Source organism: Nocardia sp. NPDC050718, assembly GCF_040654235.1.
GTDB lineage: Bacteria > Actinomycetota > Actinomycetes > Mycobacteriales > Mycobacteriaceae > Nocardia.
Map to the genome: position 1 here is coordinate 1 of NZ_JBFAHQ010000014.1, position 21,049 is coordinate 21,049.

Genomic DNA, 21,049 nt, shown 5'->3' on the forward strand with positions numbered 1-21,049 from the left:
TGGTACTGCACTCGACAGGGTGTGGGAGAGTAGGACACCGCCGGAACATCATTGCGAAAGGCCCTCCAGCATTGCTGGAGGGCCTTTTTGCGTTCCCGGACCCGTCACCTACAGTGCTGTGGTGCGCCTCGTCATTGCTCGTTGCCAGGTCGACTACGTCGGCCGACTGACCGCCCACCTTCCGATGGCTCGCCGGTTGCTGCTGATCAAGGCCGACGGCTCGGTGCTCGTGCACTCCGATGGGGGCTCGTACAAGCCGCTGAACTGGATGAGCCCGCCGTGCTGGCTGGAGGAACGCGATATCGCGACCCTGGTCCCCGCGGAGCTGCCCGACGGCGTGACGCCGCTGCGGGAGGGCAAGACGGCGGTGCCGGACAACATCAAGGCGCTGTGGGTGGTGACCAACAAGGCCGGCGAGGAACTGCGCATCTCCATCGAGGACATCGAGCACGATTCCTCGCACGAACTCGGCGTCGACCCCGGTCTGGTCAAGGACGGCGTGGAAGCGCATCTGCAGGAGCTGCTGGCGGAACACGTGACGAAGCTCGGTGAGGGGTACACCCTCATCCGGCGCGAGTACATGACCGCCATCGGCCCGGTGGATCTGCTGTGCCGCGACGCCGACGGCGCGACGGTGGCCGTGGAGATCAAGCGGCGCGGCGAGATCGACGGCGTCGAACAGCTCACCCGGTACCTGGAACTGCTCAATCGCGATCCGCTGCTGGCGCCGGTCGCCGGCGTGTTCGCGGCGCAGCAGATCAAGCCGCAGGCGCGGACGTTGGCCGAGGACCGGGGAATCCGCTGCCTCACGCTCGATTACGACGAGCTGCGTGGCACGGAGAGCAACGTTTTCCGCCTCTTCTAGGCTGAGAGCCATGCCGCGACGTAAACCACGCTCAGGGCGACGTAGCGAGCCGGCGCCGATCGGTGACGTCTACGGGCGCACCGAGGACGGGCCGGGCGAGGAGACCTACATCGTCCGCACCGTTCCCGGTGCCAGGGCGGTCAAGACGTACCGGTGTCCGGGCTGCGACCACGAGATCGCGCCCGGGGTCGCCCATATCGTCGCCTGGGCCGCCAACGGCGGCGAGGACGACCGCAGGCACTGGCATCAGGGCTGCTGGAACGGCAGGCGCACCCGCGGCATCACCCGTCGCTGGTCCTGAGTCCCGAGAGCAACGAAAACCGAAGGCCGCCTCGAACATTCGAGGCGGCCTTCGGTTCTTCGGTTATGAGGGTGGAGCAATGTCGTCGTTGGTCCGACGTCAGTTGCTGATGTCGGCGCTCTCGCGGTCCTCGTCGACGATGTCCTCGTCGGCGTCGGCGACCTCGGGGATGGCCTTGGTCTGGCGGGAGCCCGAGACGGACTTGTTGTTGCCGTTGTTGCCGATCGACTTGCGCTCGGGGGCGCCGTCGAGCAGCTCGCTCTCGCGGTTGACCGCGGCGAGCATGGCGGGCACCGAGTCGAGCTGACCACGGATGCCGAGCAGCTGGGCCAGGACCCGGCCGCGCAGCACGCGCATCTCCTCGGCCAGTTCCTTCGCGTGCGCGATCTTGCGCTCGGAGGTCTGGGTGGCGGAGCTGATGAGACGGTTCGACTCGTCGGTCGCGTCCTTGATCCGCTGGGCGGCCTCGGCGCGGCTGGTGGCCTCGAGCTCCTCCATGGCACGAGTCAGCTTGGTGCGCCGATCGTTCATGGTGGCCTCGAAGTCCTGCTGGGTGGCCTTGCGCTTGGCCTCGGCCTCCTTGCCGAGACGTTCCACATCGGCCTGCGCGGCCTCGATGATCTTGGCGGACTCGGTGCGCGCGTTCGCGAGGGTCTGCTCGAACTCGATCTCGAGCGCCTCGCGCTTCTCCTTGGTCTCCGCGAGCAGCGACTCGTACTTGCCACGCATCTCGGTGGCCTGCTGCTCGGCGATCGACACCATCTCGGCGGCTTCGGCCTGCGCCAGCGCACGGACCTCGGACGCTTCGTCCGAGGCCAGGCGCAGCATGCGCGAGATACGGTCGGACATTCCTTCGGCGGTGGTCGGCGGCACGGACAGCCGGTCGACCTCCTTGCGGAGCTCGTCGATCTCGTCCCGCGCGTCTTCCAGCTGGCTGGCGAGATTCCGGGCCTGCGCGGCGGCAGCATCCCGGTCGGTGGCGGTGACGCGGAGCTCGGCGTCGAAGCGGTCGAAGTAGTTGCGCACCTCGTCTTGCGCATAACCCTTGCGCACAACGGTGAAGGGCAGTGCAACGAAGCGATTGCGATCGGACTCAGGTGACGACATGGCACACAAAATACAGCCTCGAGCGAGCCTATGGAGACTCGACCGTGATTGTGATCTCGCCGAGATTTACCGACCGTATCCGCCTACTAGTGCGTAACATTCGGGTTCGGCTCGACGAGCTCCACCAGCACACCGCCAGCATCCTTCGGATGGATGAAATTGATGCGGGAATCGGCGGTGCCGTGACGAGGCGCTTCGTACAGCAAACGCAGGCCACGGTCGCGCAGGAAGGCCGAAACCGCCTCGATGTCGGTGACCCGGTAGGCCAGCTGCTGCAGACCCGGCCCGCTGCGGTCGATGAACTTGGCGATCGTGGACTCCGGGGTCAGCGGGGCCAGCAACTGCAGGGCGGTCGCCCGGTCGGCCGCGGCGGGGCACGACAGCATCGCCTCGACGACGCCCTGGGCCTCGTTGACCTCGCGGTGGGTCTCGACCATGCCGAGATTGTCGGTGTACCAGGCGACGGCCGCGTCGAGGTCGGGCACGGCGATGCCCACGTGGTCGACGGCGATGACGTAGTCGGCGGGGATGATGTTCTCGTTGCTCACCCCTCGAAGCTAGCGCGTACCTGGGTGCCGGGTGTGCTCCGATACCGGTTACCGTTGAGTGCAACCCTTGACGTGCGCGGCTGACCGCCGTGTGCGTCGCGGCGAGGTTCGACTCAATGAATGCGAGGCTTTCGTGACGACTTCTGTCATCGTGTCCGGTGCGCGTACCCCGGTCGGCAGGCTCCTGGGCGGTCTGAAGGACTTCAAGGCCTCGGATCTGGCCGGTGTGGCGATCAAGGCGGCGCTGGAGAAGGGTGGTGTGGCGCCCGAGCAGGTCGACTACGTCATCCTCGGTCAGGTGCTGCAGGCCGGTGCCGGGCAGCTGCCCGCCCGCCAGGCGGCGATCGCCGCGGGCATCCCGATGGATGTGCCGTCGCTGCTGATCAACAAGGTGTGCCTGTCGGGCATCAACGCGATCGCGCTGGCCGATCAGCTGATCCGCGCCGGGGAGCACGAGATCGTCGTGGCCGGTGGCATGGAGTCGATGAGCCAGACCCCGCACCTGCTGCCCAAGAGCCGTGAGGGCCACAAGTACGGCGACACCACCCTGGTCGACCACATGGCCTACGACGGCCTGCACGACGTGATCACCGATCAGGCGATGGGTCTGCTGACCGAGGAGCGCAACGACCTGGACAAGGTCAGCCGCGAGGAGCAGGACGCGGTTGCCGCGGCCTCGCACCAGCGCGCCGCCGCCGCGTGGAAGAACGGCCTGTTCACCGATGAGGTCGTGCCGGTCGCCGTGCCGCAGCGCAAGGGCGACCCGGTCTACGTCAGCGAGGACGAGGGCATCCGCGCCGACACCACCGTCGAGTCGCTGGGCAAGCTGCGTCCGGCCTTCCGCAAGGACGGCACCGTGACCGCGGGCACCGCCTCGCAGATCTCCGACGGCGCCGCCGCGGTGATCGTGATGAGCAAGGCCAAGGCGCAGGAGCTGGGGCTGGAGTGGATCGCCGAGATCGGCGCCGCCGGTCAGGTCGCCGGTCCGGACTCGACCCTGCAGGACCAGCCTGCCAACGCCATCCTCGCCGCGTGCGCGAAGGAGGGCATCACCCCGGCCGAGCTGGATCTGATCGAGATCAACGAGGCGTTCGCGGCCGTCGGCGTGTCCTCGACCAAGAAGTTGGGCTTCGATCCGGAGAAGGTCAACGTCAACGGTGGCGCCATCTCCATCGGCCATCCGCTGGGCATGTCGGGTGCACGCATCCTGCTGCACCTGGCGCTGGAGCTGAAGCGTCGCGGTGGCGGCGTCGGCGCGGCCGCCCTGTGCGGTGGCGGCGGTCAGGGCGACGCGCTCATCATCCGCGTGCCCGCCTGATTCGTTCCGACACGAACGGGCCCTCGCGCTACCGAGCGCGGGGGCCCGTTTGTGTGAGCGGACCAACTACTCAGTGTCGTAGATCATGCTGCACAATGGCTGGTATGGGTTTCTTCGATCTGCGGTCCACCGCCAGTCGTTTCCGGTTCTTCGCGGTGCTCGAGGCGCTGTCGTGGATCGGTCTGCTGACCGGCATGGCGTTCAAGTACCTGCCCGCCGAGGGCAACGAGATCGGCGTGAAGATCTTCGGGCCGGTGCACGGCGCGATCTTCGTCCTGTTCGTGATCACCGCACTGCTGGCCGCGCGCGAACTGAACTGGGGCTGGAAGACCACCGTGCTGGCGCTGGCGTCGAGCATTCCGCCGCTGTTCACCGTGGCCTTCGAGATCTGGGCCGTGCGCACCGGTCAGCTGGGCGAACTGAGCGCGGGCGCGACCAAGGGCTCCCCGGCAGCCGCGCCGACGGCTTCGTGACAAACTGGAAAGCGTGACTCGACCCGCTGCCCGTCGTCCTTCGCCCGCCGTCGCCGCCGCCATGTCCGGCGCGGTGGATCTGTCCGCGCTGAAGCAGCCGCCCGCCGCTCCCGGCGGCGCGCCTGCGGCCCCGGGGAACCATACGGTCACCGAGGCGGATTTCGAAGCCAAGGTCATCCGCCGCTCGATGCAGGTGCCCGTCGTGGTCGCGCTGTACTCGCAGCGCAGCCCGGGCAGCGTCGAGCTGGTCCGCACGCTGGAGCGGCTCAACGCCGACGATCGCGGCGGCTGGGACCTGGCCGCGATCGAGGCCGAAGCGAACATGAACATCGTGCAGGCGCTGCGGGTGCAGGGCATTCCCACGGTGATCGCGGTCGCGGGTGGGCAGCCGCTGGCCGATTTCGAGGGCGCCCAGCCCGAGGCGCAGGTGCGCCAGTGGCTCGACGCGGTGATGGACGCGACCGCGGGCAAGCTCGAGGGTGACCCGAACGCCGCGGGCGCGGCACCCGAGGTCGAGGACCCGCGCTTCACCGCCGCCGAGGACGCGCTCGCCGAGGGTGACATCGCCGGCGCCGAGGCGGCCTACGAGGCGATCCTGGTCGAGGAGCCCGGCAACGAGGAGGCCAAGGCCGCGCTGCGTCAGCTGCGCTTCCTGACCAGGGCCCAGCAGCTCGACCCGGCCGTGGTCGCCACCGCCGACGCCGATCCGGCGAACCTGGACGCCGCCCTCGACGCCGCCGACGTGGAACTGCTCGAGCAGCGCCCCGAGGCCGCCTTCGATCGCATCATCGCGGCCATCAAGCGCACCGCGGGCGACGACCGCACCAAGGCGCGCACCCGGCTGCTCGAGCTGTTCGAACTGTTCGACCCGGCCGAGCCCTTCGTCGTCGCGGCCCGCCGCAAGCTCGCGACCGCGCTGTACTGACCTCGTCCTCAGGGCCGTCCCGGCTGAACTGCCGGTGCGGCCCCGTCGTATCTCCTGGTAGACCCGCGGCACCGGGCCGCGAGCTGACTCGAGGAGATACGACATGACCTCACTCGACCACTCGGGCGCGGTAGATCAGGCCGAGGTGGAAGCCTTCGCGGGAAAGATGGTCGAGGTGCTCGACCACGCGAGCACCGCGCTGATGATCAGCATGGGCCACCAGGTCGGCCTGTTCGACACGATGGCCGCCAACCCGGCCGCGACCAGCCCGGAACTCGCCGCGGCCGCGGGGCTGGACGAGCGCTACGTGCGCGAATGGCTCGGCGCCGTCACCACCGCGGGCATCGTGCGCTACGACCCGCCGACGGCCACCTACACGCTCCCGCCCGCGCACGCGGCCAGCCTGACCAGGGCCGCGGGACCGGACAATCTCGCCAGGGTCATGCAGTTCATCGGGCAGCTCGGTGAGGTGGAACCCAAGATCGTCGAGCGGTTCCGGATCGGTGGCGGCCTGTCCTACGACGACTACGCCCGCTTCCACGCGCTGATGGCCGAGGAGAGCGCCGAGGTGTTCGACGCCGCGCTGCTCGACGTCATCCTGCCGATGGCGCCCGGGCTGACCGATCGGCTGCTGATGGGGATCGACGTCGCCGACATCGCCTGCGGCAGCGGGCACGCGGTGAACCTGATGGCGCGGGCCTTCCCGGCCAGCCGGTTCCGCGGCTACGACTTCTCCGCCGACGCGATCGCGGCGGGACGGGCCGAGGCGGCGGCGATGGGCCTGACCAATGTCGAATTCGTCGAGCAGGACGTGGCGGCGCTGCACGCGCCCGGGTCCTGCGATCTGATCACCGTGTTCGACGCGATCCACGATCAGGCGCACCCGGCCCGGGTGCTGGCCAATATCGCGACGGCGTTGCGTTCCGACGGTGTGTTCCTGATGGTCGACGTGCACGCGTCGAGCGTGCTCGAGGAGAACCTGGACCTGCCGCTGGGCCCGTTCCTCTACGCGGTGTCGACGATGCACTGCATGTCGGTGTCGCTGGGGCAGGGCGGCGACGGGCTCGGCACGGTGTGGGGCGAACAGCGCGCGCTGGCGATGCTCGCCGACGCCGGTTTCACCGAGGTCGGCACCAGCCACGTCGACGGTGATCCGCTCAATACCTACTACCTCGCGAGCAAGGGCTGAGCCGCCGCCGCTGCTACGGTCGGAACATGGGCTCCAAGAACGACATTCAGCACCGGATCGTGACCACGTTCCAGCGGCCGCTCAATGTGGTCGCGCGGCGGCTGCCCGGCCAGCAGCTGCTCGAGACCACCGGCCGGGTGAGCGGGCAGCCACGGACCACACCGATCGGCGGGCGCCGGGTGGGTGACCAGTTCTGGCTGGTCTCCGAGTTCGGCGAGCGCTCGCAGTATGTCCGCAACATCCTGGCCGACAACCGGGTCCGGGTGCGGCTGCGTGGGCATTGGCACAACGGCGTCGCCCACCTGGTGCCCGACGACGACCCGCACGCCCGGCTGCGCGAGCTGCCGCGCTACAACAGCGCCGCCGTCCGCACAGTCGGGACCGACCTGCTCACAATTCGGATCGAGCTGACCGACTAGCGTTCGGCGGCCAGCCAGACCGCGCTGTTGGCGGCCATGGTGACGGTGGCCGAGGCGGGCCGGCCGTGCCAGGGGGTGTCCTCGGCGTCGACCCCGCCGAGGTTGCCGACACCGGACCCGCCGTACTCCTGGGCGTCGGTGTTGAGGACTTCGCGCCAGATCCCGGTGTGCGGCAGGCCGATCCGGTAGTTCTCCCTGGTCGACCCGGAGAAGTTGAAGACGCAGGCGACGGCGCTGCCGTCGGCGCCCCAGCGCAGGAACGCGAAGACGTTGGCGGCGCTGTCGTCGGCCTCGATCCAGGAGTGCCCGCCGGGTGTGGTGTCCTGACTCCACAGCGCCGGGTGCGCGGTGTAGGTGCGGTTGAGATCGCCGACCATCGTCGAGATGCCCTGGTGCAGTGGGTTGTCCAGTTCCTGCCAGTCCAGGCCGCGATCGTTGTCCCACTCGCGGAACTGGCCGAACTCCTGGCCCATGAACAGCAGTTGCTTGCCGGGGTGTGCCCACATGTAGGCCAGCAGGGCGCGCACACCGCTCGCCTTGGCGAAGTCGTCGCCGGGCATCCTGGTCCACAGGGTGCCCTTGCCGTGCACGACCTCGTCGTGGCTGATCGGCAGCACGTAGTTCTCGCTCCACGCGTAGACCAGGGAGAACGTCATCTCGTTGTGGTGCCAGGACCGGTGGATCGGGTCGCGGCCCAGGTAGCCGAGGGTGTCGTGCATCCAGCCCATGTTCCACTTCATGGTGAAGCCGAGGCCGCCGACATCGGTGCCGCGGGTGACGCCGGGCCAGGTGGTCGACTCCTCGGCGACGGTGACGACGCCGGGATACGCGCGATGCACGGTGTCGTTGAGCTCCTGCAGGAAGTCGACGGCTTCCAGGTTCTCCCTGCCGCCGTAGACATTCGGCTCCCAGCCGCCGTCGGGCCGCGAGTAGTCCAGGTAGAGCATGGAGGCCACCGCGTCCACGCGCAGGCCGTCGATGTGGAACTCCTCGATCCAGAACGCGGCGTTGGCGACCAGGAAGTTGCGCACCTCGTTGCGGCCGAAGTCGAAAACGTAGGTGCCCCAGTCGAGTTGCTCGCCCCGGCGCGGGTCGGGGTGCTCGTAGAGCGGGGTGCCGTCGAAGCGGGCCAGCGCCCATTCGTCGCGCGGGAAGTGCGCGGGCACCCAGTCGAGCAGCACGCCGATGCCCGCGTTGTGCAGGTGGTCGACGAAGTAGCGGAAGTCGTCGGGGCCGCCGAAGCGGGAGGTGGGGGCGTAGTAGGAGGTGACCTGGTAGCCCCAGGACCCGCCGAACGGGTGCTCGGCGACCGGCAGCAGTTCGACGTGGGTGAACCCGGTCGCGCGCACGTACTCGGCCAGCTGTTCGGCCAGGGCCCGATAGCCGAGGCCGGGCCGCCACGAGCCGAGGTGCACCTCGTAGACGCTCATGGGGGAGCGGACGGCGTCGGCCGCGGCCCGGCGGTCCAGCCACGCGCTGTCGGTCCACACGTGGTCGGCGCGGCTGACCACCGAGGCGGTCGCGGGCGGGACCTCGGTCGCGAAGGCCAGCGGGTCGGCGTGATCGACGACGCGGCCGTCGGCGCCGTGCACCCGGTACTTGTAGCGCGTGCCCGGCCCGACACCGGGCACGAACACCTCCCACACCCCGGACGACCCGAGCGCGCGCATCGGCGCGGAGTTGCCGCTCCAGTGGTCGAAATCGCCGAAGACGGTGACGCCGCGCGCATTCGGCGCCCACACCGCGAACGAGGTGCCGTCGACATCGCCGTCGAGGGTGGTGTAGTGCCGTGGGTGCGCGCCGAGCACCTCCCACAGCCGGGTGTGCCTGCCCTCGCCGATGAGGTGCAGGTCGAACTCGCCGACGGTGGGCAGGAAGCGGTAGCCGTCGGCGGTGATCACCGTCTGGCCGCCGGGGTAGGCGGTGCGCACGCGGTAGTCGTCGACCTGCGGATACGGCAGGACGGCGGCGAACACGCCGTGCCCCAGCGACTTCAGCGGATGCTCGGTGGCACCGACCAGCACGGTCACCGACTCGGCGTGCGGGCGCAGCACCCGGATCGCGGTGCCGTCCGGCTGCGGGTGCGCGCCGAGGACGGTGTGCGGGTCGGGGTGGGTGCCCGCCGCCAGCAGCATCAGGTCGCGGCGTTTCATCGGAACGTCCGGCGGTAGGCCAGGGGAGCGCGCGCGGCGGCGGGCACGGCGGGCAGCGCGAGGATGTGGGCGGGGGCCCGCGCCGGGTCCAGGCGCACGAAATTGTGCTGGCCCCAGTGGTATTCCTCGCCGGTGACCTCGTCGAACACCACCGGGTGGTCGTGCCATTCGCGGCCGATCGCGGGCAGGTCGAGCGAGATGTGGCCCTGCTCGGCGCCGTAGGGGTTGAGGTTGACGATCACCAGCACCGCGTCGCCGGAGGCCGGATCGATCTTGGAGTAGGCCAGCAGCGCGTCGTTGTCGATCTCGTGGAAATGGATGCAGCGCAGCTGCTGCAACGCGGGATGGGCGCGCCGGATCTCGTTGAGCCTGGTCAGCCACGGTTCCAGGGACTCGCCGCGGGCCAGCGCGCCGGTGAAGTCGCGCGGGCGCAGCTCGTACTTCTCCGAGTCCAGGTATTCCTCGCTGCCCGCGCGCACGGCCTCGTGCTCGAACAGCTCGTAGCCGGAGTACACGCCCCAGGTGGGCGCGAGGGTCGCGGCGAGGACCGCGCGCAGGGCGAACATGCCGGGACCGCCGTGCTGCAGGCTCTCGTGCAGGATGTCGGGGGTGTTCACGAACAGGTTCGGCCTGGCCTCGTCGGCCTTGGCCGCGAGCTCGGTGCCGAATTCGGCCAGCTCCCATTTGAAGACGCGCCAGGTGAAATAGGTGTAGGACTGGCTGAATCCGCGCCGTGCCAGACCGTAGAGCCGGGCCGGGCGGGTGAACGCCTCGGACAGGAAGATCACGTCGGGGTCGGTGCGGCGCACCTGCGCGATCAGCCACTCCCAGAAGTCGGCGGGCTTGGTGTGCGGGTTGTCCACGCGGAAGATGGTGACGCCGAGGGCGATCCAGTGCCGGACCACCCGCAGCACCTCGGCGTAGAGGCCGTCGGGGTCGTTGTCGAAGTTGACCGGATAGATGTCCTGGTACTTCTTCGGCGGGTTCTCCGCGAAGGCGATGGTGCCGTCGGGCAGGGTGGTGAACCACTCCGGATGCGCCTGGACCCACGGGTGGTCGGGGGCGCATTGCAGGGCCAGGTCGATCGCGACCTCGAGGCCGAGACCTGTTGCGGTGGCGACGAAGTCGACGAAATCGGCCTCGGTGCCGAGCAGTGGGTTGGTGGCGTCGTGGCCGCCGTCGGCCGAGCCGATCGCCCACGGTGATCCGACGTCACCCGGCTCGGTGGTGAGCGCGTTGTTGCGGCCCTTGCGGTTGATCTCGCCGACCGGGTGGATCGGCGGCAGGTAGACGACGTCGAAGCCCATGCCCGCGATGCGGGGGAGTTCGCGCGCTGCGGTCGCGAAGGTGCCGTGCACCGGATGGCCGTCGGCGTCGCGGCCACCGGTCGAGCGCGGGAAGAACTCGTACCAGGACCCGACCAGCGCGCGCCTGCGTTCGACCAGCACCGAATGCTGGGCGCCGCGGGTGACCATCTCGCGCAGCGGGGTCGCGCGCAGGATCTCGGCGACCTCCTCGCTGAACGCCGGGGCGACCCTGGCCGGCAGTTGCTCGTCGCCGCGCAGGGCGGTGGCGGCGGCGCGCAACCGCTCGAACTGCTTCTTGGGCACTGCCTGGGCGGCCCGCTCGAACAGGGTGGCGCCGATCTCGAGATCGTTGGCCAGGTCGAGGGCGGTCTGGCCGACCGCGAGCTTGGCCTCCACGGCCGAGCGCCAGGTCGCGATCGGATCGCTCCAGCCCTCGACCCGGAAGGTCCACACGCCGGGGGTGTGCGGGGTGAACAGGCCGTTGAACACGTCGGGCTCGTAATCGGGGGTCATCCGCAGGCGGGTGATCCGCGACGAGCCGGGCGCGCGCACCGCCAGCGTCGCCGCCACGGCGTCGTGCCCCTCGCGCCACACCACGGCGCGGACGGGAAACACCTCGCCGACGGCGGCCTTGGCCGGGCGGCCGCCGGGGATGGACGGGGCGATGTCATCTATGGCAATCCGGCCGGTCACCGCACAAACCTACTGCATTTCCGCCGACCGGGCGCTGAGCGCCGCAACCCGCGGACCAGCCGAGAACGCGGGCCGCCTGCGCTCAGCGAGCGTCCGCGGCCAGGCCTAGGCCGAGGGCGACCAAGATCGCGGCCAGGGTCCGTTCCACGCGTTGGCGGATGGCGGCGCGGCGCAGCCAGGCCCCCGCCCGATCGGCGGCCAGGACGACCGCGACGCACCAGGCGCCGTCCAGGATCACCTGGATGGTGGCCAGGATCAGCAGGGTGGGCAGCACCGGTCCTTCGGTCGGCAGGAACTGCGGCAGGATCGTGATGCCGAAGACCGCGGCCTTGGGGTTGGCGGCGATCGAGAGCAGGGACGCGCGGAAGGCGGCGGCGGGGGTGTTGCCGCCGGGGAGTTTCGCCGTCAGGGCGGCGCCGAAATCGTCGTCGGCGCCGCGGGCGTGGCGCCACGCCTGGACACCGAGCCAGATCAGCACCGCCGCGCCGACGACGTGCATCGCCGTGTTCAGCCACCGGTTCGCGGCCAGCAGGATCGACAGCCCGGTGCCGCCGGCGAGCGTCCAGCCCAGTACGCCGATCTCGTTGCCCGCGACCGCGGCCAGCCCCGCGCGTCGGCCGTCGCGCACCGAGCGCTGCAGGAACAGCGCGGTCGCCGGGCCCGGCAGGGCGGCCAGGATCAGCGAGGCGAGCAGGAATTCGGGCAGGACATCGACCCAGTGCGGCATCGCTGCATGGTGACATGGGGTCGGCGGTGGCTGCCAGCGGTTTTGTGGCGGTCAGGTGGTGCGCAGTCCCGCGAGGAGCTTGTCCAGGGCGGTGATGGTGTCGGGGAGTGCGCCGGGGTCGGCGGTGGTGGCGAGCCAGAGGGCGGCCTCGTTCATCGCGCCGGAGAGCAGCTGGGTGAGGGGAGCGATCGGCTGGGGCGCCAGGATGCCCGCGTCGACCAGGGATGCCAGGGCCTCGTGCAGGTGCCGGGCCGAGTTGGCCTCGTCCAGGGCGCGCCATTCGTGCCAGCCGAGCACGGCGGGGCCGTCGATCAGCATGATCCGCTGGACCAGGGGATCGGCGCTGGCCCGGAGGAACGCGGCGCATCCGGTGGTCAGCTGGGCCCACGGATCGGGCTCGGCGTCGGCGGCCGCGGCGACCTGCTCGCCGACCTCCTGCTGCACCTCGGTGAGCACAGCGCGGAACAGCTCGGCCTTGCTGTCGAAGTGGTGGTAGAGCGCGCCCTTGGTGACACCCGACGCCGACACGATCTCCGACAGGCCAACGGCGGCATAGCCTTTCGCGGCGAACAGCCGCCTGCTCTGTGTTACCAGCACCCGCCGCGTCTCCTCGCGCTGTCGTGCCCGCGCCGTGGCTGTCATCCGCCGTCCTCCCATTGACCTACCGGTGGTATGTGAACTAGCCTACGACACATACCATCGGTATGTGAAAGGAAAAGTCATGGCACTGAGCAGCTTCTACCCGGTTCTGGCCACCTCCCGGATCGCGGAGTCCCGCGACTTCTACACGCGCTGGTTCGGCTTCGAGATCACCTTCGAGGCCGACTGGTACGTCAGCCTCCGCCGCCCCGCCCGCGACGCCGAGCCCGCCTACGAACTGGCCCTGCTCGATCCCACCCACCCCACCATCCCCGAGGGCTACGGCAAGCCGGTCCAGGGCCTGGTCCTGAACTTCGAGGTCGACGACGTCGACGCCGAATGGCACCGCCTGGTCGAAACCGGTGGCCTGCACCCCGAACTCGCCCTCCGCACCGAGGACTTCGGCCAGCGCCACTTCATCGTCAGCGACCCCTCGGGCGTCCTCGTCGACGTCATCACCGAGGTACCGCCAACCCCGGAGTTCGCCGCCTTTTCCGCCTCTCCGAGTATTCGGCGGGACTCCCGGTAGCTCGGCTGTTGGCAGTCGGGCTCGCGTTCGGCTGATCGGGGCTGGGAGGTGGGCGGGGAGTTACCCATGTCCTCGCGTGATCAGTGGGTTCAGCCTTGTTCGGGTGCGTCCCAGCGGGTCGGTCAGGGTACTCTCTGGCGGGTGAAGGCACTTCGTCGGTTCACTGTCCGTGCCCATCTGCCGGAGCGGCTCACCGCGCTGGGCGAGTTGTCGACGAACCTGCGGTGGTCGTGGCACGGCCCGACGCAGGATCTGTTCGCCGACCTCGACCCGGAGCTGTGGCGCGCGGTCGGCCAGGATCCGGTCCGGATGCTGGGCGAGGTGCCCGCCGAGCGGCTCGACGCGCTCGCCGCCGATGCCGCGTATGTCGCCCGGGTGGACGCGGCCGCCGAGGGGCTGCGCGACTATCTGGCGCGGCCGCGCTGGTTCCAGCAGCAGACCGGGACGAATGTCGCCGGGATCGCGTACTTCTCGATGGAGTTCGGTGTCACCGAGGTGCTGCCGAACTACTCGGGTGGGCTGGGCATCCTGGCCGGTGACCATCTCAAGGCCGCCTCCGATCTGGGTCTGCCGCTGATCGGCGTCGGGCTGCTGTACCGCTCCGGGTATTTCCGGCAGTCGCTGTCGGCCGACGGCTGGCAGATGGAGCACTACCCGGCGCTGGACCCGCAGGGTCTGCCGTTGCGGCTGCTCACCAGCGACGGCTCGCCGGTGCTGATCCATGTCGGCATGCCGGAGGGCCGGGTGCTGCGGGCGCGGGTGTGGATCGCCCAGGTGGGCCGGATTCCGCTGCTGCTGCTCGATTCCGATATCGCCGAGAACGATCCGGAGTTGCGCGCGGTCACCGACCGGCTCTACGGCGGCGATCAGGATCACCGGATCAAGCAGGAGATCCTGGCCGGGATCGGTGGGGTCCGCGCGGTGCGGGCCTACACCCGCGCCAACGGGCTGCCCGATCCCGATGTGTTCCATATGAACGAGGGCCACGCCGGCTTCCTCGGGGTGGAGCGGATCCGGGAATTCATCGCGGGCGGACTGGACTTCGACACCGCGCTGGCCGCGGTCCGGGCAGGCACCGTGTTCACCACGCACACCCCGGTGCCCGCGGGCATCGACCGGTTCCCGATGCCGCTGGTGCGCCGCTATTTCGGTGGCGCGCACGGTGAGTCCGAGTCCGCGCTGCTGCCGGGACTGTCCGTCGACCGGATCCTGGCGTTCGGCCGGGAATCCGATCCCTCCGTGTTCAACATGGCGCACATGGGTCTGCGCATGGCCCAGCGCGCCAACGGTGTCTCGAAGCTGCACGGCGAGGTCAGCCGGGACATGTTCGCCGGGCTGTGGCCGGGCTTCGACGCGGCCGAGGTGCCGATCGGTTCGGTCACCAACGGCGTGCACGCGCCGACCTGGGCGGCCAGGGAGTGGATCGACAAGGCGCGCGAACTCGTCGGCCCGGAGCTGGTCGAGGAGGCGCGCGGCTGGGAGAAGCTCAGCGATGTCGATCTCGGACAGCTGTGGTCGACGCGCAACACCCTGCGCGGCGTCCTGATCGAGGAGGTGCGCCGCAGGCTGCGCGACTCGTGGCATCAGCGCGGCGCGGCCGACGCGGAACTGGGCTGGATCGACGAGGTCTTCGACCCCTCGGTGCTCACCGTCGGGTTCGCCCGGCGCGTGCCCACCTACAAGCGGCTGACGCTGATGCTGCGCGACCCCGAGCGGCTGCGCGCGCTGCTGCTCGATCCCGAGCGGCCGGTGCAGTTGGTGGTCGCGGGCAAGAGTCATCCCGCCGACGACGGCGGCAAGGCGCTGATCCAGCAGGTCGTGCGCTTCGCCGACGATCCGGCGGTGCGGCACCGCATCGTCTTCCTGCCCGACTACGACATGTCGATGGCCCGCTACCTCTACTGGGGTTGCGATGTGTGGCTGAACAATCCGCTGCGCCCGCTCGAGGCGTGCGGCACCTCCGGCATGAAGTCCGCGCTCAACGGCGGCCTCAACCTGTCCATCCGGGACGGCTGGTGGGACGAGATGTTCGACGGCGAGAACGGCTGGGCGATTCCCACCGCCGACGGCGTGCGCGACGAGCACCGCCGCGACGATCTCGAGGCCGCCGCGCTCTACGAGCTCGTCGAGCGCACGGTCGCTCCGCGTTTCTACGACCGCGACGCCGCGGGCGTGCCGGTGCGCTGGACCGAGATGGTGCGCCACACCCTGCAGACCACCAGCCCGAAGGTGCTGGCCTCGCGGATGGTTCGCGATTATGCCGAGCAGTACTACGGCCCGGCGGCCGCGGCGTTCGGCCGGGCCGCCGCCGACGGATTCGCCGGCGCGGCGCAGGTCGCCGAGTACCGCAAGCGGGTCGACGCGGCCTGGTCGTCGGTCTGGGTGGCGCAGGTCGACAGCTCCGGCCTGCCCGACACCCCGGTAATCGGGGCGAAGCTGTCGCTGGAGGCGCGCGTCGAACTCGGCGGGCTCGCGCCGTCTGATGTGGTGGTGCAGGCGGTGCTCGGCCGGGTCTCGCCCGCCGACGACCTGTCCGACACCACCACCATCGAGATGACGCACACCGGGACCGACGAGGGTGTGGAGCTGTATGCCGTGCAGTCGCCGGTGCCGCTGTCGGGCGCCGTCGGCTACACCGTGCGTGTGCTGCCCCACAACGCGTTGCTCGCGTCGGATGCCGAACTGGGGCTGGTGGCCGTCGCGGGGGCGTGACCTGCGTCGTGACACGGATGCCGGGTTCTTCGATTCAGTGAACTTTCCGCTACCGTTCCTGGGCATCCTTCTTCTTTGAAATTCGGACTGGAGTGTCATGGCCAGCGATGTCGTTACCCGCGCCCGAGGGCGCATCGACGGATACTTCGGTGTCACGTCGAGCGGGTCCACCTTCCGGCGCGAGGCGATGGCGGGCACGATCACGTTCCTGGCGATGTCCTATGTGCTGGCGGTGAATCCGTCGATCCTCGGTGACGAGGGCGCCCTGGGCGACAAGGGCATTCCGATGCAGGCCGTGTTCACCGCGACGGCGGTGGCCGCGATCTTCGGCACCCTGGTCATGGGCATCTGGGCGCGGTATCCGATCGCGCTCGCGCCCGGCATGGGCCTCAACGCGTTCTTCGCCTACACGGTCGTGCTGAGCATGGGCATTCCGTGGCAGGTCGCCCTGTCGGGCACCCTGCTGTCGGGCATCATCTTCTTCATCCTGGCGATCACCAAGATCCGGGAACGAATCCTCAATGCCATTCCGCTGCAGATGAAGTTCGCGGTGGGCGCGGGCATCGGTCTGTTCGTCGCGTTCCTCGGGCTGAAGAACGCGGGCATCGTGGTCAACAGCGACGCGACCTTGGTCACGCTCGGCGACTTCACCAAGGGCACCACCCTGCTCGCCCTGTTCGGTCTGGTCGTGACGGTGGTCTTCCTGGTGATCGGCTGGCACGGCGCGGTGCTCTACGGCATCGTCGCGACCACGGTCCTGGGTATGGTCACCGGCCTGGTCGGCATCCCGGACGGGATCGCCGAGCTGCCCAAGGGCCTGGATCAGACCTTCGGCCAGGCGATCATCCATCTGCCCGACGCGTTCACCGGGCAGATGATCGTGGTGGTGCTCACCATGCTGTTCGTCGACTTCTTCGACGCCTCGGGCACCCTGATCGGTGTCGCCAACCAGGCGGGCCTGCTCAACAAGGACGGCACGCTGGCACGGGCGCGCAGCGCGATGGCCGCCGACTCGGTCGGCACGACGGCGGGCGCGATCATCGGTACCTCCACCACCACCGCCTATGTGGAATCGACCGCCGGTGTGTCGGCGGGCGGCCGGACCGGTGTCACCGCGATCACCACGGCGGGCTGGTTCGTGATCGCGATGTTCTGCTACCCGATCTTCTCGGTGATCGCCGGGTCGGCCGAGGTGACCGCGCCCGCGTTGATCGTGGTCGGCGTCTTGATGGCGCGCTCGCTGGGCGAGATCGACTGGCAGCACCTCGAATACTCCGTGCCCGCGTTCCTGACCGTGATCATGATGCCGCTGACCTATTCGATCGCCAACGGACTGGCGATGGGCATGATCTTCTACCCGGTGGTGATGGTCGCCCGGGGCCGGGTCAAGGAAGTCCATCCGGCCATGTGGGTTTTGATGGTGTTGTTCCTGGGGTACTTCTTCTTCCTCGTCGAGTAGGTGAACTCACCATAGGTGTGCCTATACTTAGGCTAGCCTAGCCAAGCTTGAAGGAGAGTTACCTATGAAGCGCTCGCTCGTTGCCGCGTCGATGGCGGTTGCCACCATCTTCGCGCCGGTCACCGCGGCTGTCGTCGCCACCGCCCCCGCCGCGATCGCCGCCCCGGCGACCCCGTCGGCCGGTGAGCTCCAGGGCAAGCTCCAGGCGGCCATGAACGGCTCCGCCGCCGAGCTCGAGTCGGGCAACGCCGGTAGCCTCATCGTCGTTCGCGACACCGTCAACCGGATCCCGGGCTACAGCTGGGACGTCTCGGGCCCGGTCACCGTCGACGGTGACACCCTCTCGGCGACCCTGAACAGCCGCCTCGGCGACTACGCCTACCCGATCCCGGTGACCTGGAAGAACATCGGCGGCACCTGGAAGCTGTCGCAGGAGTCGGAGAGCACCCTGGTCAGCTACGCGACCATGGCGTGGTGAACTGAGTCTTCGCGCAGAGGCCGCCCTTCGGGGCGGCCTTTCTGTTGTGTGTGAGCAGGGTCACGGAAGTGCTGGGGGCGGCGGGAAATAGTCGCGCCGGACCCGGGGTTGTGACCGGACGAGGCAATCGGACCATGGTCCGGTTGCGGGCATGTATCGAATCGCAGATGAGGAAACGATGACCGACACCGCTACCCGCACCACTCCCGCTACTTCCCCCTCCACCACCGACGAGGTCACCGCCGCGGGCATCGGCCTGCTGGTGCTGCGCGTGGGCTTCGGTGGCCTGATGGCCGCCTACGGCGCGCAGAAACTGTTCGGCTGGTTCAACGGCATGGGGTGGCAGACCACCACCGACAGCTTCGAGGCGATGGGCTACAACCCCGGCGTACTCTTCGGCACGCTCGCCGGACTCAGCGAGCTGGTCGGCGGCCTGCTCCTGGTATTTGGTCTGTTCACACCGCTGGCCGCCGCCATCGTGCTCGGCACGATGATCAACGCGATCAATGTGCTCTGGGCCGGTGGCCTGTTCCCGGCCGACCCGTCGGTGACCGGCTACTCGACGCCGCTGGTCTACGCCATCGCCGCCGCGGGCCTGGCCTTCACCGGCCCGGGCCGCTTCTCGCTCGACGCGGGCCGCCCGTGGGCGCGCCAGGGTGTCGTCTGGGGCGGCGCGGCCGTGGCCGTCGCCGTGGTCGCCGCGGTGCTGACGCTGATCCTGAAGGCCGCGCTCTGAGCTGAGCGGCGTTCGTCCGCGGCGGCGCGGTGACCGGTATCCGGTTGCCGCGCCGCCGCTTTCGTTCCCGGTGTGCGACGTTTCGTCATCGGCCGTATGCCCGTGGTTCCACGCAGTGCCCGCGCCTGTCGCCGGTAGCGGTTACCCTCGGCGACGGCGCTTGTCGAAGCGGCGCCACGCACCGTCCGCGCATCGAAGAGGAGAGCTGCGATGAAGGCTTACGACCTGGGTTTCGGGGATTCGGCGGACAAACTGGCGGAGACGCCCGGCGGTGAGCCGCTGACGCTCGACACGCCGGTGCGCTCCGGGTGGATCGGCAGCGACGGGCCCGCGATCGATCCGGCGAGCTGGCCGCGCGGGCCGGTCACCGGGCTGCCGATGATGCACGCGCTCACCCTGCGACTGCCCGTCGACTATCAGCGCCGCGGGCCGAAATACCCGGCCATCGCCTTCTTCCAGGGCGAGGGGCAGTTCGCCGACGCGACCGACCCGATCGTGGCCGACGCGGCCGCCGACGATCCGGTCGCCCGCGAGCTGGTCTCCACCCGGCTGCACTCGCAGCTGCAGCTCCTGCACGACGAGATCGGCGGCGTCTTCGCGCTGGTCTGGCTGACCGAAGCGGAATTCGCCGCGGGCCCGGTCGCGCCGCCCGCCGACGTGCGCCTGCCCGGCTCGCCGGTCGCGAGCGACGAGGGCTGCAACGCCTGGGACGACGTGCACCCCACCATCGGCGTCTGGCTGGCCGAGCGCGTCGCCGACCCCAATGTCGGTATCCCGCCGGTCGAATACGTCCCGAACTCGCGCTACCAGGACCCGCTCACCGAGGACTCCGGCTGGAACCCCTGGGCCGAGCCGCTGTTCGGCCGCTCCCACCTCGGCGGCACCGCGTTCCCCGTCCAGGCGCTCCCGGAGGGCCTGACCCCGTTCTACCTGGAGATCGAGGAGGTCTCCGGGATGAACTTCGGCGGCGGCAACGCCCAGCTCGACCTGGAGTCGGGCGTTTTCGACTGGGCCTGCGGGTAGCGCTCAGTCGACCATGGCCGGGCGGTCGTCGTCGGGGTGCGCCCCGCCGGCGACGCGCGGCGGCCGGATCGCGCGGGAGAGTTCTTGCGCGGCAGGGGGATCGATGACGGTCGGCTCGATCGGCTCGGGGCGCCGGCGCGGCGGCGTCGAACGGACCAGGCGGAACACCCCGATCAGCACGATCAGGTAGACGACCACGTAGATGTTCATCATCACCTGCGCGCCCGGCCACCACGGCGGCAGCAGGAAGGTGCCGACACTGACCCAGGTGGGGGTGTAGGTGTAGGTCCACGCCGCGATGGCGAGGTACAGCGCGCCCGCCGCGACCCACCAGCGGCCGCGGGTCTGGGCGCGATGGATCAGATAGACCGTCAGCGGGACGAACCAGACCCAGTGGTGCCCCCACGAATACGGCGAGACCGCGCAGGCGGTGAGCCCGCCGAGGGTCACCGACAGCAGCGGTTCGTCGCGGCGCACCAGCTCGGCAGCGAGCCACAGGGCGAGCAGCGCGATCGGGACGGCGATCAGCAGCCACAACCAGACCGGGGCAGGCCCGTGCACGAGGTGGGCGACGGCGCCGCGCAGCGACTGATTGGCGGGGTGGACATCGGGGGCGATGCGACCGGACTGGAAGAACGTCGAGGTCCAGTACTGGTACGAATCACTCGGCAGGACCAGGGCGGTCAGGCCGATCGTCGCGGCGAAGGTGAGCGCGGCGGTGGCCGCGGCGCGCCATTGCCGTTGCGCCAGATACTGGGCAACGAAGAACAGCGGGGTCAGCTTGATGCCCGCCGCGATGCCGACGCCGAGACCGCGCAGCCTGCTGTGCTCGGCGCGGGAGAAGTCCCACAGCACCAGCAGCATGAGCCACAGATTGATCTGCCCGTAGTAGAGCGTGGTGCGCACCGGCTCGGCGAAGACGAACGCCAGCATGATCAGCGCGCTGACCACGGCCAGGCGCGGCGTCACCCGGTAGCCGAGCATCCGCCAGCTCTGCAGCACGCAGGCGAACAGCACGGCGAGGTTGAGGACCAGCCAGGTCGTGGTGACGGCCGACCACGGCACCAGCACCAGCGGCAGGAAGGCCAGCGCCGAGAACGGCGTGTAGGTGTAGAGGAGTCCGTAGTGCGTGGGCTCGATGTAGAGCGCCCGATCGTGCAGCACCCGCCAGCCGCCGTCGCGGTAGATGTGGACGTCGAGGCCGCCGACGAGGATGCCGCCGCTGTCCATCCACGGATCCATGGTGGTGAACAGCAGAGTCACGCCGAGGACGGCGGTACCGAGTAGCAGGAGGAGCGTCGAGACCGTGCGCGGGAGCTCCGCGCGTCGAGATTTCTCCACCACTGCCGTACTACCGGCCGGCTCGCATCGTATGCACGACTAAGAACCTACCGCCCGCCCGTCGGAGTGGCGCGGTGTGGCCCGCCTTTGGTAGACGATTCCTATGA

At 69.6% G+C, this 21,049-nt stretch carries 20 protein-coding genes; 13 read left to right on the forward strand and 7 right to left on the reverse strand.

All coding sequences use genetic code 11. The features are described from left to right. Positions 1-121 precede the first annotated feature (121 nt). Together nucS and AB0H54_RS33070 are read left to right on the forward strand one after the other, a co-directional pair. Entirely contained in the window at positions 122-865 is a 744-nt protein-coding gene (gene nucS, locus AB0H54_RS33065) for an endonuclease NucS (RefSeq protein WP_357350909.1), read from the forward strand. A gap of 10 nt (positions 866-875) precedes the next feature. After that, entirely contained in the window at positions 876-1,166 is a 291-nt protein-coding gene (locus AB0H54_RS33070) for an ATP/GTP-binding protein (protein ID WP_357350911.1), read from the forward strand. 99 nt (positions 1,167-1,265) lie between these two features. Here AB0H54_RS33070 and AB0H54_RS33075 read toward each other — a convergent pair whose 3' ends face one another. Together AB0H54_RS33075 and mce are read right to left on the reverse strand one after the other, a co-directional pair. Then, positions 1,266-2,273, reverse strand: coding sequence for a hypothetical protein (locus AB0H54_RS33075; RefSeq protein WP_355284256.1), 1,008 nt, complete (start codon positions 2,271-2,273; stop codon positions 1,266-1,268). A gap of 86 nt (positions 2,274-2,359) precedes the next feature. After that, entirely contained in the window at positions 2,360-2,821 is a 462-nt protein-coding gene (gene mce / locus AB0H54_RS33080; protein WP_355284254.1) for a methylmalonyl-CoA epimerase, read from the reverse strand. Between the two features lie 133 nt (positions 2,822-2,954). Between mce and AB0H54_RS33085 the strand changes: the two genes are divergently transcribed. From AB0H54_RS33085 to AB0H54_RS33105, 5 genes are all read left to right on the forward strand, one after another. Continuing rightward, positions 2,955-4,139: an acetyl-CoA C-acetyltransferase gene (locus tag AB0H54_RS33085; protein WP_357350914.1), complete on the forward strand. Its 1,185-nt coding sequence runs from the start codon at positions 2,955-2,957 to the stop codon at positions 4,137-4,139. Between the two features lie 95 nt (positions 4,140-4,234). Next, complete coding sequence (locus AB0H54_RS33090) at positions 4,235-4,612, forward strand: DUF3817 domain-containing protein (protein WP_357350916.1); 378 nt, start codon at positions 4,235-4,237, stop codon at positions 4,610-4,612. Positions 4,613-4,673: 61 nt separating this feature from the next. Further along, positions 4,674-5,537, forward strand: coding sequence for a tetratricopeptide repeat protein (locus AB0H54_RS33095; protein ID WP_357351015.1), 864 nt, complete (start codon positions 4,674-4,676; stop codon positions 5,535-5,537). Between the two features lie 103 nt (positions 5,538-5,640). Next, complete coding sequence (locus AB0H54_RS33100; RefSeq protein WP_357350918.1) at positions 5,641-6,726, forward strand: class I SAM-dependent methyltransferase; 1,086 nt, start codon at positions 5,641-5,643, stop codon at positions 6,724-6,726. A gap of 26 nt (positions 6,727-6,752) precedes the next feature. Continuing rightward, complete coding sequence (locus AB0H54_RS33105; RefSeq protein ID WP_355284243.1) at positions 6,753-7,145, forward strand: nitroreductase/quinone reductase family protein; 393 nt, start codon at positions 6,753-6,755, stop codon at positions 7,143-7,145. On the opposite strand, the gene glgB is transcribed toward AB0H54_RS33105, so the two are convergent. The 4 genes from glgB to AB0H54_RS33125 form a co-directional block, all read right to left on the reverse strand. Then, positions 7,142-9,298 carry a 1,4-alpha-glucan branching protein GlgB gene (gene glgB / locus AB0H54_RS33110; protein ID WP_357350921.1) on the reverse strand — a complete coding sequence of 719 codons (2,157 nt, stop codon included), beginning with the start codon at positions 9,296-9,298 and terminating at the stop codon, positions 7,142-7,144. The two genes, AB0H54_RS33105 and glgB, sit on opposite strands and share 4 nt — an antisense overlap. Then, positions 9,295-11,298: an alpha-1,4-glucan--maltose-1-phosphate maltosyltransferase gene (locus AB0H54_RS33115; protein WP_357350923.1), complete on the reverse strand. Its 2,004-nt coding sequence runs from the start codon at positions 11,296-11,298 to the stop codon at positions 9,295-9,297. Before AB0H54_RS33115 ends, glgB begins: the two co-directional genes overlap by 4 nt. Positions 11,299-11,380: 82 nt before the next feature. Further along, a complete protein-coding gene (locus tag AB0H54_RS33120; protein WP_355284235.1) occupies positions 11,381-12,025 on the reverse strand; it encodes a LysE family translocator in 645 nt (214 codons plus the stop codon). Between the two features lie 51 nt (positions 12,026-12,076). Continuing rightward, positions 12,077-12,667 carry a TetR/AcrR family transcriptional regulator gene (locus AB0H54_RS33125; RefSeq protein WP_357350925.1) on the reverse strand — a complete coding sequence of 197 codons (591 nt, stop codon included), beginning with the start codon at positions 12,665-12,667 and terminating at the stop codon, positions 12,077-12,079. Between the two features lie 79 nt (positions 12,668-12,746). Between AB0H54_RS33125 and AB0H54_RS33130 the strand changes: the two genes are divergently transcribed. The 6 genes from AB0H54_RS33130 (at position 12,747) to AB0H54_RS33155 (ending at position 19,601) form a co-directional block, all read left to right on the forward strand. Next, complete coding sequence (locus AB0H54_RS33130; RefSeq protein WP_357350927.1) at positions 12,747-13,193, forward strand: VOC family protein; 447 nt, start codon at positions 12,747-12,749, stop codon at positions 13,191-13,193. 141 nt (positions 13,194-13,334) lie between these two features. Further along, on the forward strand, positions 13,335-15,905 hold the full coding sequence (gene glgP / locus AB0H54_RS33135; protein ID WP_357350929.1) for an alpha-glucan family phosphorylase: 2,571 nt from the start codon (positions 13,335-13,337) through the stop codon (positions 15,903-15,905). Between the two features lie 97 nt (positions 15,906-16,002). Next, positions 16,003-17,364 carry an NCS2 family permease gene (locus tag AB0H54_RS33140; protein ID WP_355284224.1) on the forward strand — a complete coding sequence of 454 codons (1,362 nt, stop codon included), beginning with the start codon at positions 16,003-16,005 and terminating at the stop codon, positions 17,362-17,364. A gap of 64 nt (positions 17,365-17,428) precedes the next feature. Continuing rightward, complete coding sequence (locus AB0H54_RS33145) at positions 17,429-17,842, forward strand: hypothetical protein (RefSeq protein WP_357350932.1); 414 nt, start codon at positions 17,429-17,431, stop codon at positions 17,840-17,842. 178 nt (positions 17,843-18,020) lie between these two features. Next, positions 18,021-18,578 (forward strand): DoxX family protein, encoded by a 558-nt coding sequence (locus AB0H54_RS33150; protein ID WP_357350934.1) that lies wholly within the window; start codon positions 18,021-18,023, stop codon positions 18,576-18,578. A gap of 210 nt (positions 18,579-18,788) precedes the next feature. Continuing rightward, positions 18,789-19,601: a hypothetical protein gene (locus AB0H54_RS33155; protein WP_357350936.1), complete on the forward strand. Its 813-nt coding sequence runs from the start codon at positions 18,789-18,791 to the stop codon at positions 19,599-19,601. 3 nt (positions 19,602-19,604) lie between these two features. On the opposite strand, the gene AB0H54_RS33160 is transcribed toward AB0H54_RS33155, so the two are convergent. Beyond that, the gene (locus AB0H54_RS33160) at positions 19,605-20,942 is read right to left on the reverse strand and encodes a glycosyltransferase 87 family protein (RefSeq protein ID WP_357350938.1); all 1,338 of its coding nucleotides are present in this window, start codon (positions 20,940-20,942) and stop codon (positions 19,605-19,607) included. Between the last annotated feature and the right edge of the window lie 107 nt (positions 20,943-21,049).

Excerpts from the sequence above, each read along its gene's own strand:
- AB0H54_RS33070 (WP_357350911.1), top strand. The coding sequence starts at position 876 with ATGCCGCGACGTAAACCACGCTCAGGGCGACGTAGCGAGCCGGCGCCG.
- AB0H54_RS33075 (WP_355284256.1), bottom strand. The coding sequence starts at position 2,273 with ATGTCGTCACCTGAGTCCGATCGCAATCGCTTCGTTGCACTGCCCTTC.
- AB0H54_RS33090 (WP_357350916.1), top strand. The coding sequence starts at position 4,235 with ATGGCTGGTATGGGTTTCTTCGATCTGCGGTCCACCGCCAGTCGTTTC.
- AB0H54_RS33095 (WP_357351015.1), top strand. The coding sequence starts at position 4,674 with ATGTCCGGCGCGGTGGATCTGTCCGCGCTGAAGCAGCCGCCCGCCGCT.
- AB0H54_RS33100 (WP_357350918.1), top strand. The coding sequence starts at position 5,641 with ATGACCTCACTCGACCACTCGGGCGCGGTAGATCAGGCCGAGGTGGAA.
- AB0H54_RS33105 (WP_355284243.1), top strand. The coding sequence starts at position 6,753 with ATGGGCTCCAAGAACGACATTCAGCACCGGATCGTGACCACGTTCCAG.
- glgB (WP_357350921.1), bottom strand. The coding sequence starts at position 9,298 with ATGAAACGCCGCGACCTGATGCTGCTGGCGGCGGGCACCCACCCCGAC.
- AB0H54_RS33120 (WP_355284235.1), bottom strand. The coding sequence starts at position 12,025 with ATGCCGCACTGGGTCGATGTCCTGCCCGAATTCCTGCTCGCCTCGCTG.
- AB0H54_RS33125 (WP_357350925.1), bottom strand. The coding sequence starts at position 12,667 with ATGACAGCCACGGCGCGGGCACGACAGCGCGAGGAGACGCGGCGGGTG.
- AB0H54_RS33130 (WP_357350927.1), top strand. The coding sequence starts at position 12,747 with ATGGCACTGAGCAGCTTCTACCCGGTTCTGGCCACCTCCCGGATCGCG.
- AB0H54_RS33140 (WP_355284224.1), top strand. The coding sequence starts at position 16,003 with ATGGCCAGCGATGTCGTTACCCGCGCCCGAGGGCGCATCGACGGATAC.
- AB0H54_RS33145 (WP_357350932.1), top strand. The coding sequence starts at position 17,429 with ATGAAGCGCTCGCTCGTTGCCGCGTCGATGGCGGTTGCCACCATCTTC.
- AB0H54_RS33150 (WP_357350934.1), top strand. The coding sequence starts at position 18,021 with ATGACCGACACCGCTACCCGCACCACTCCCGCTACTTCCCCCTCCACC.
- AB0H54_RS33155 (WP_357350936.1), top strand. The coding sequence starts at position 18,789 with ATGAAGGCTTACGACCTGGGTTTCGGGGATTCGGCGGACAAACTGGCG.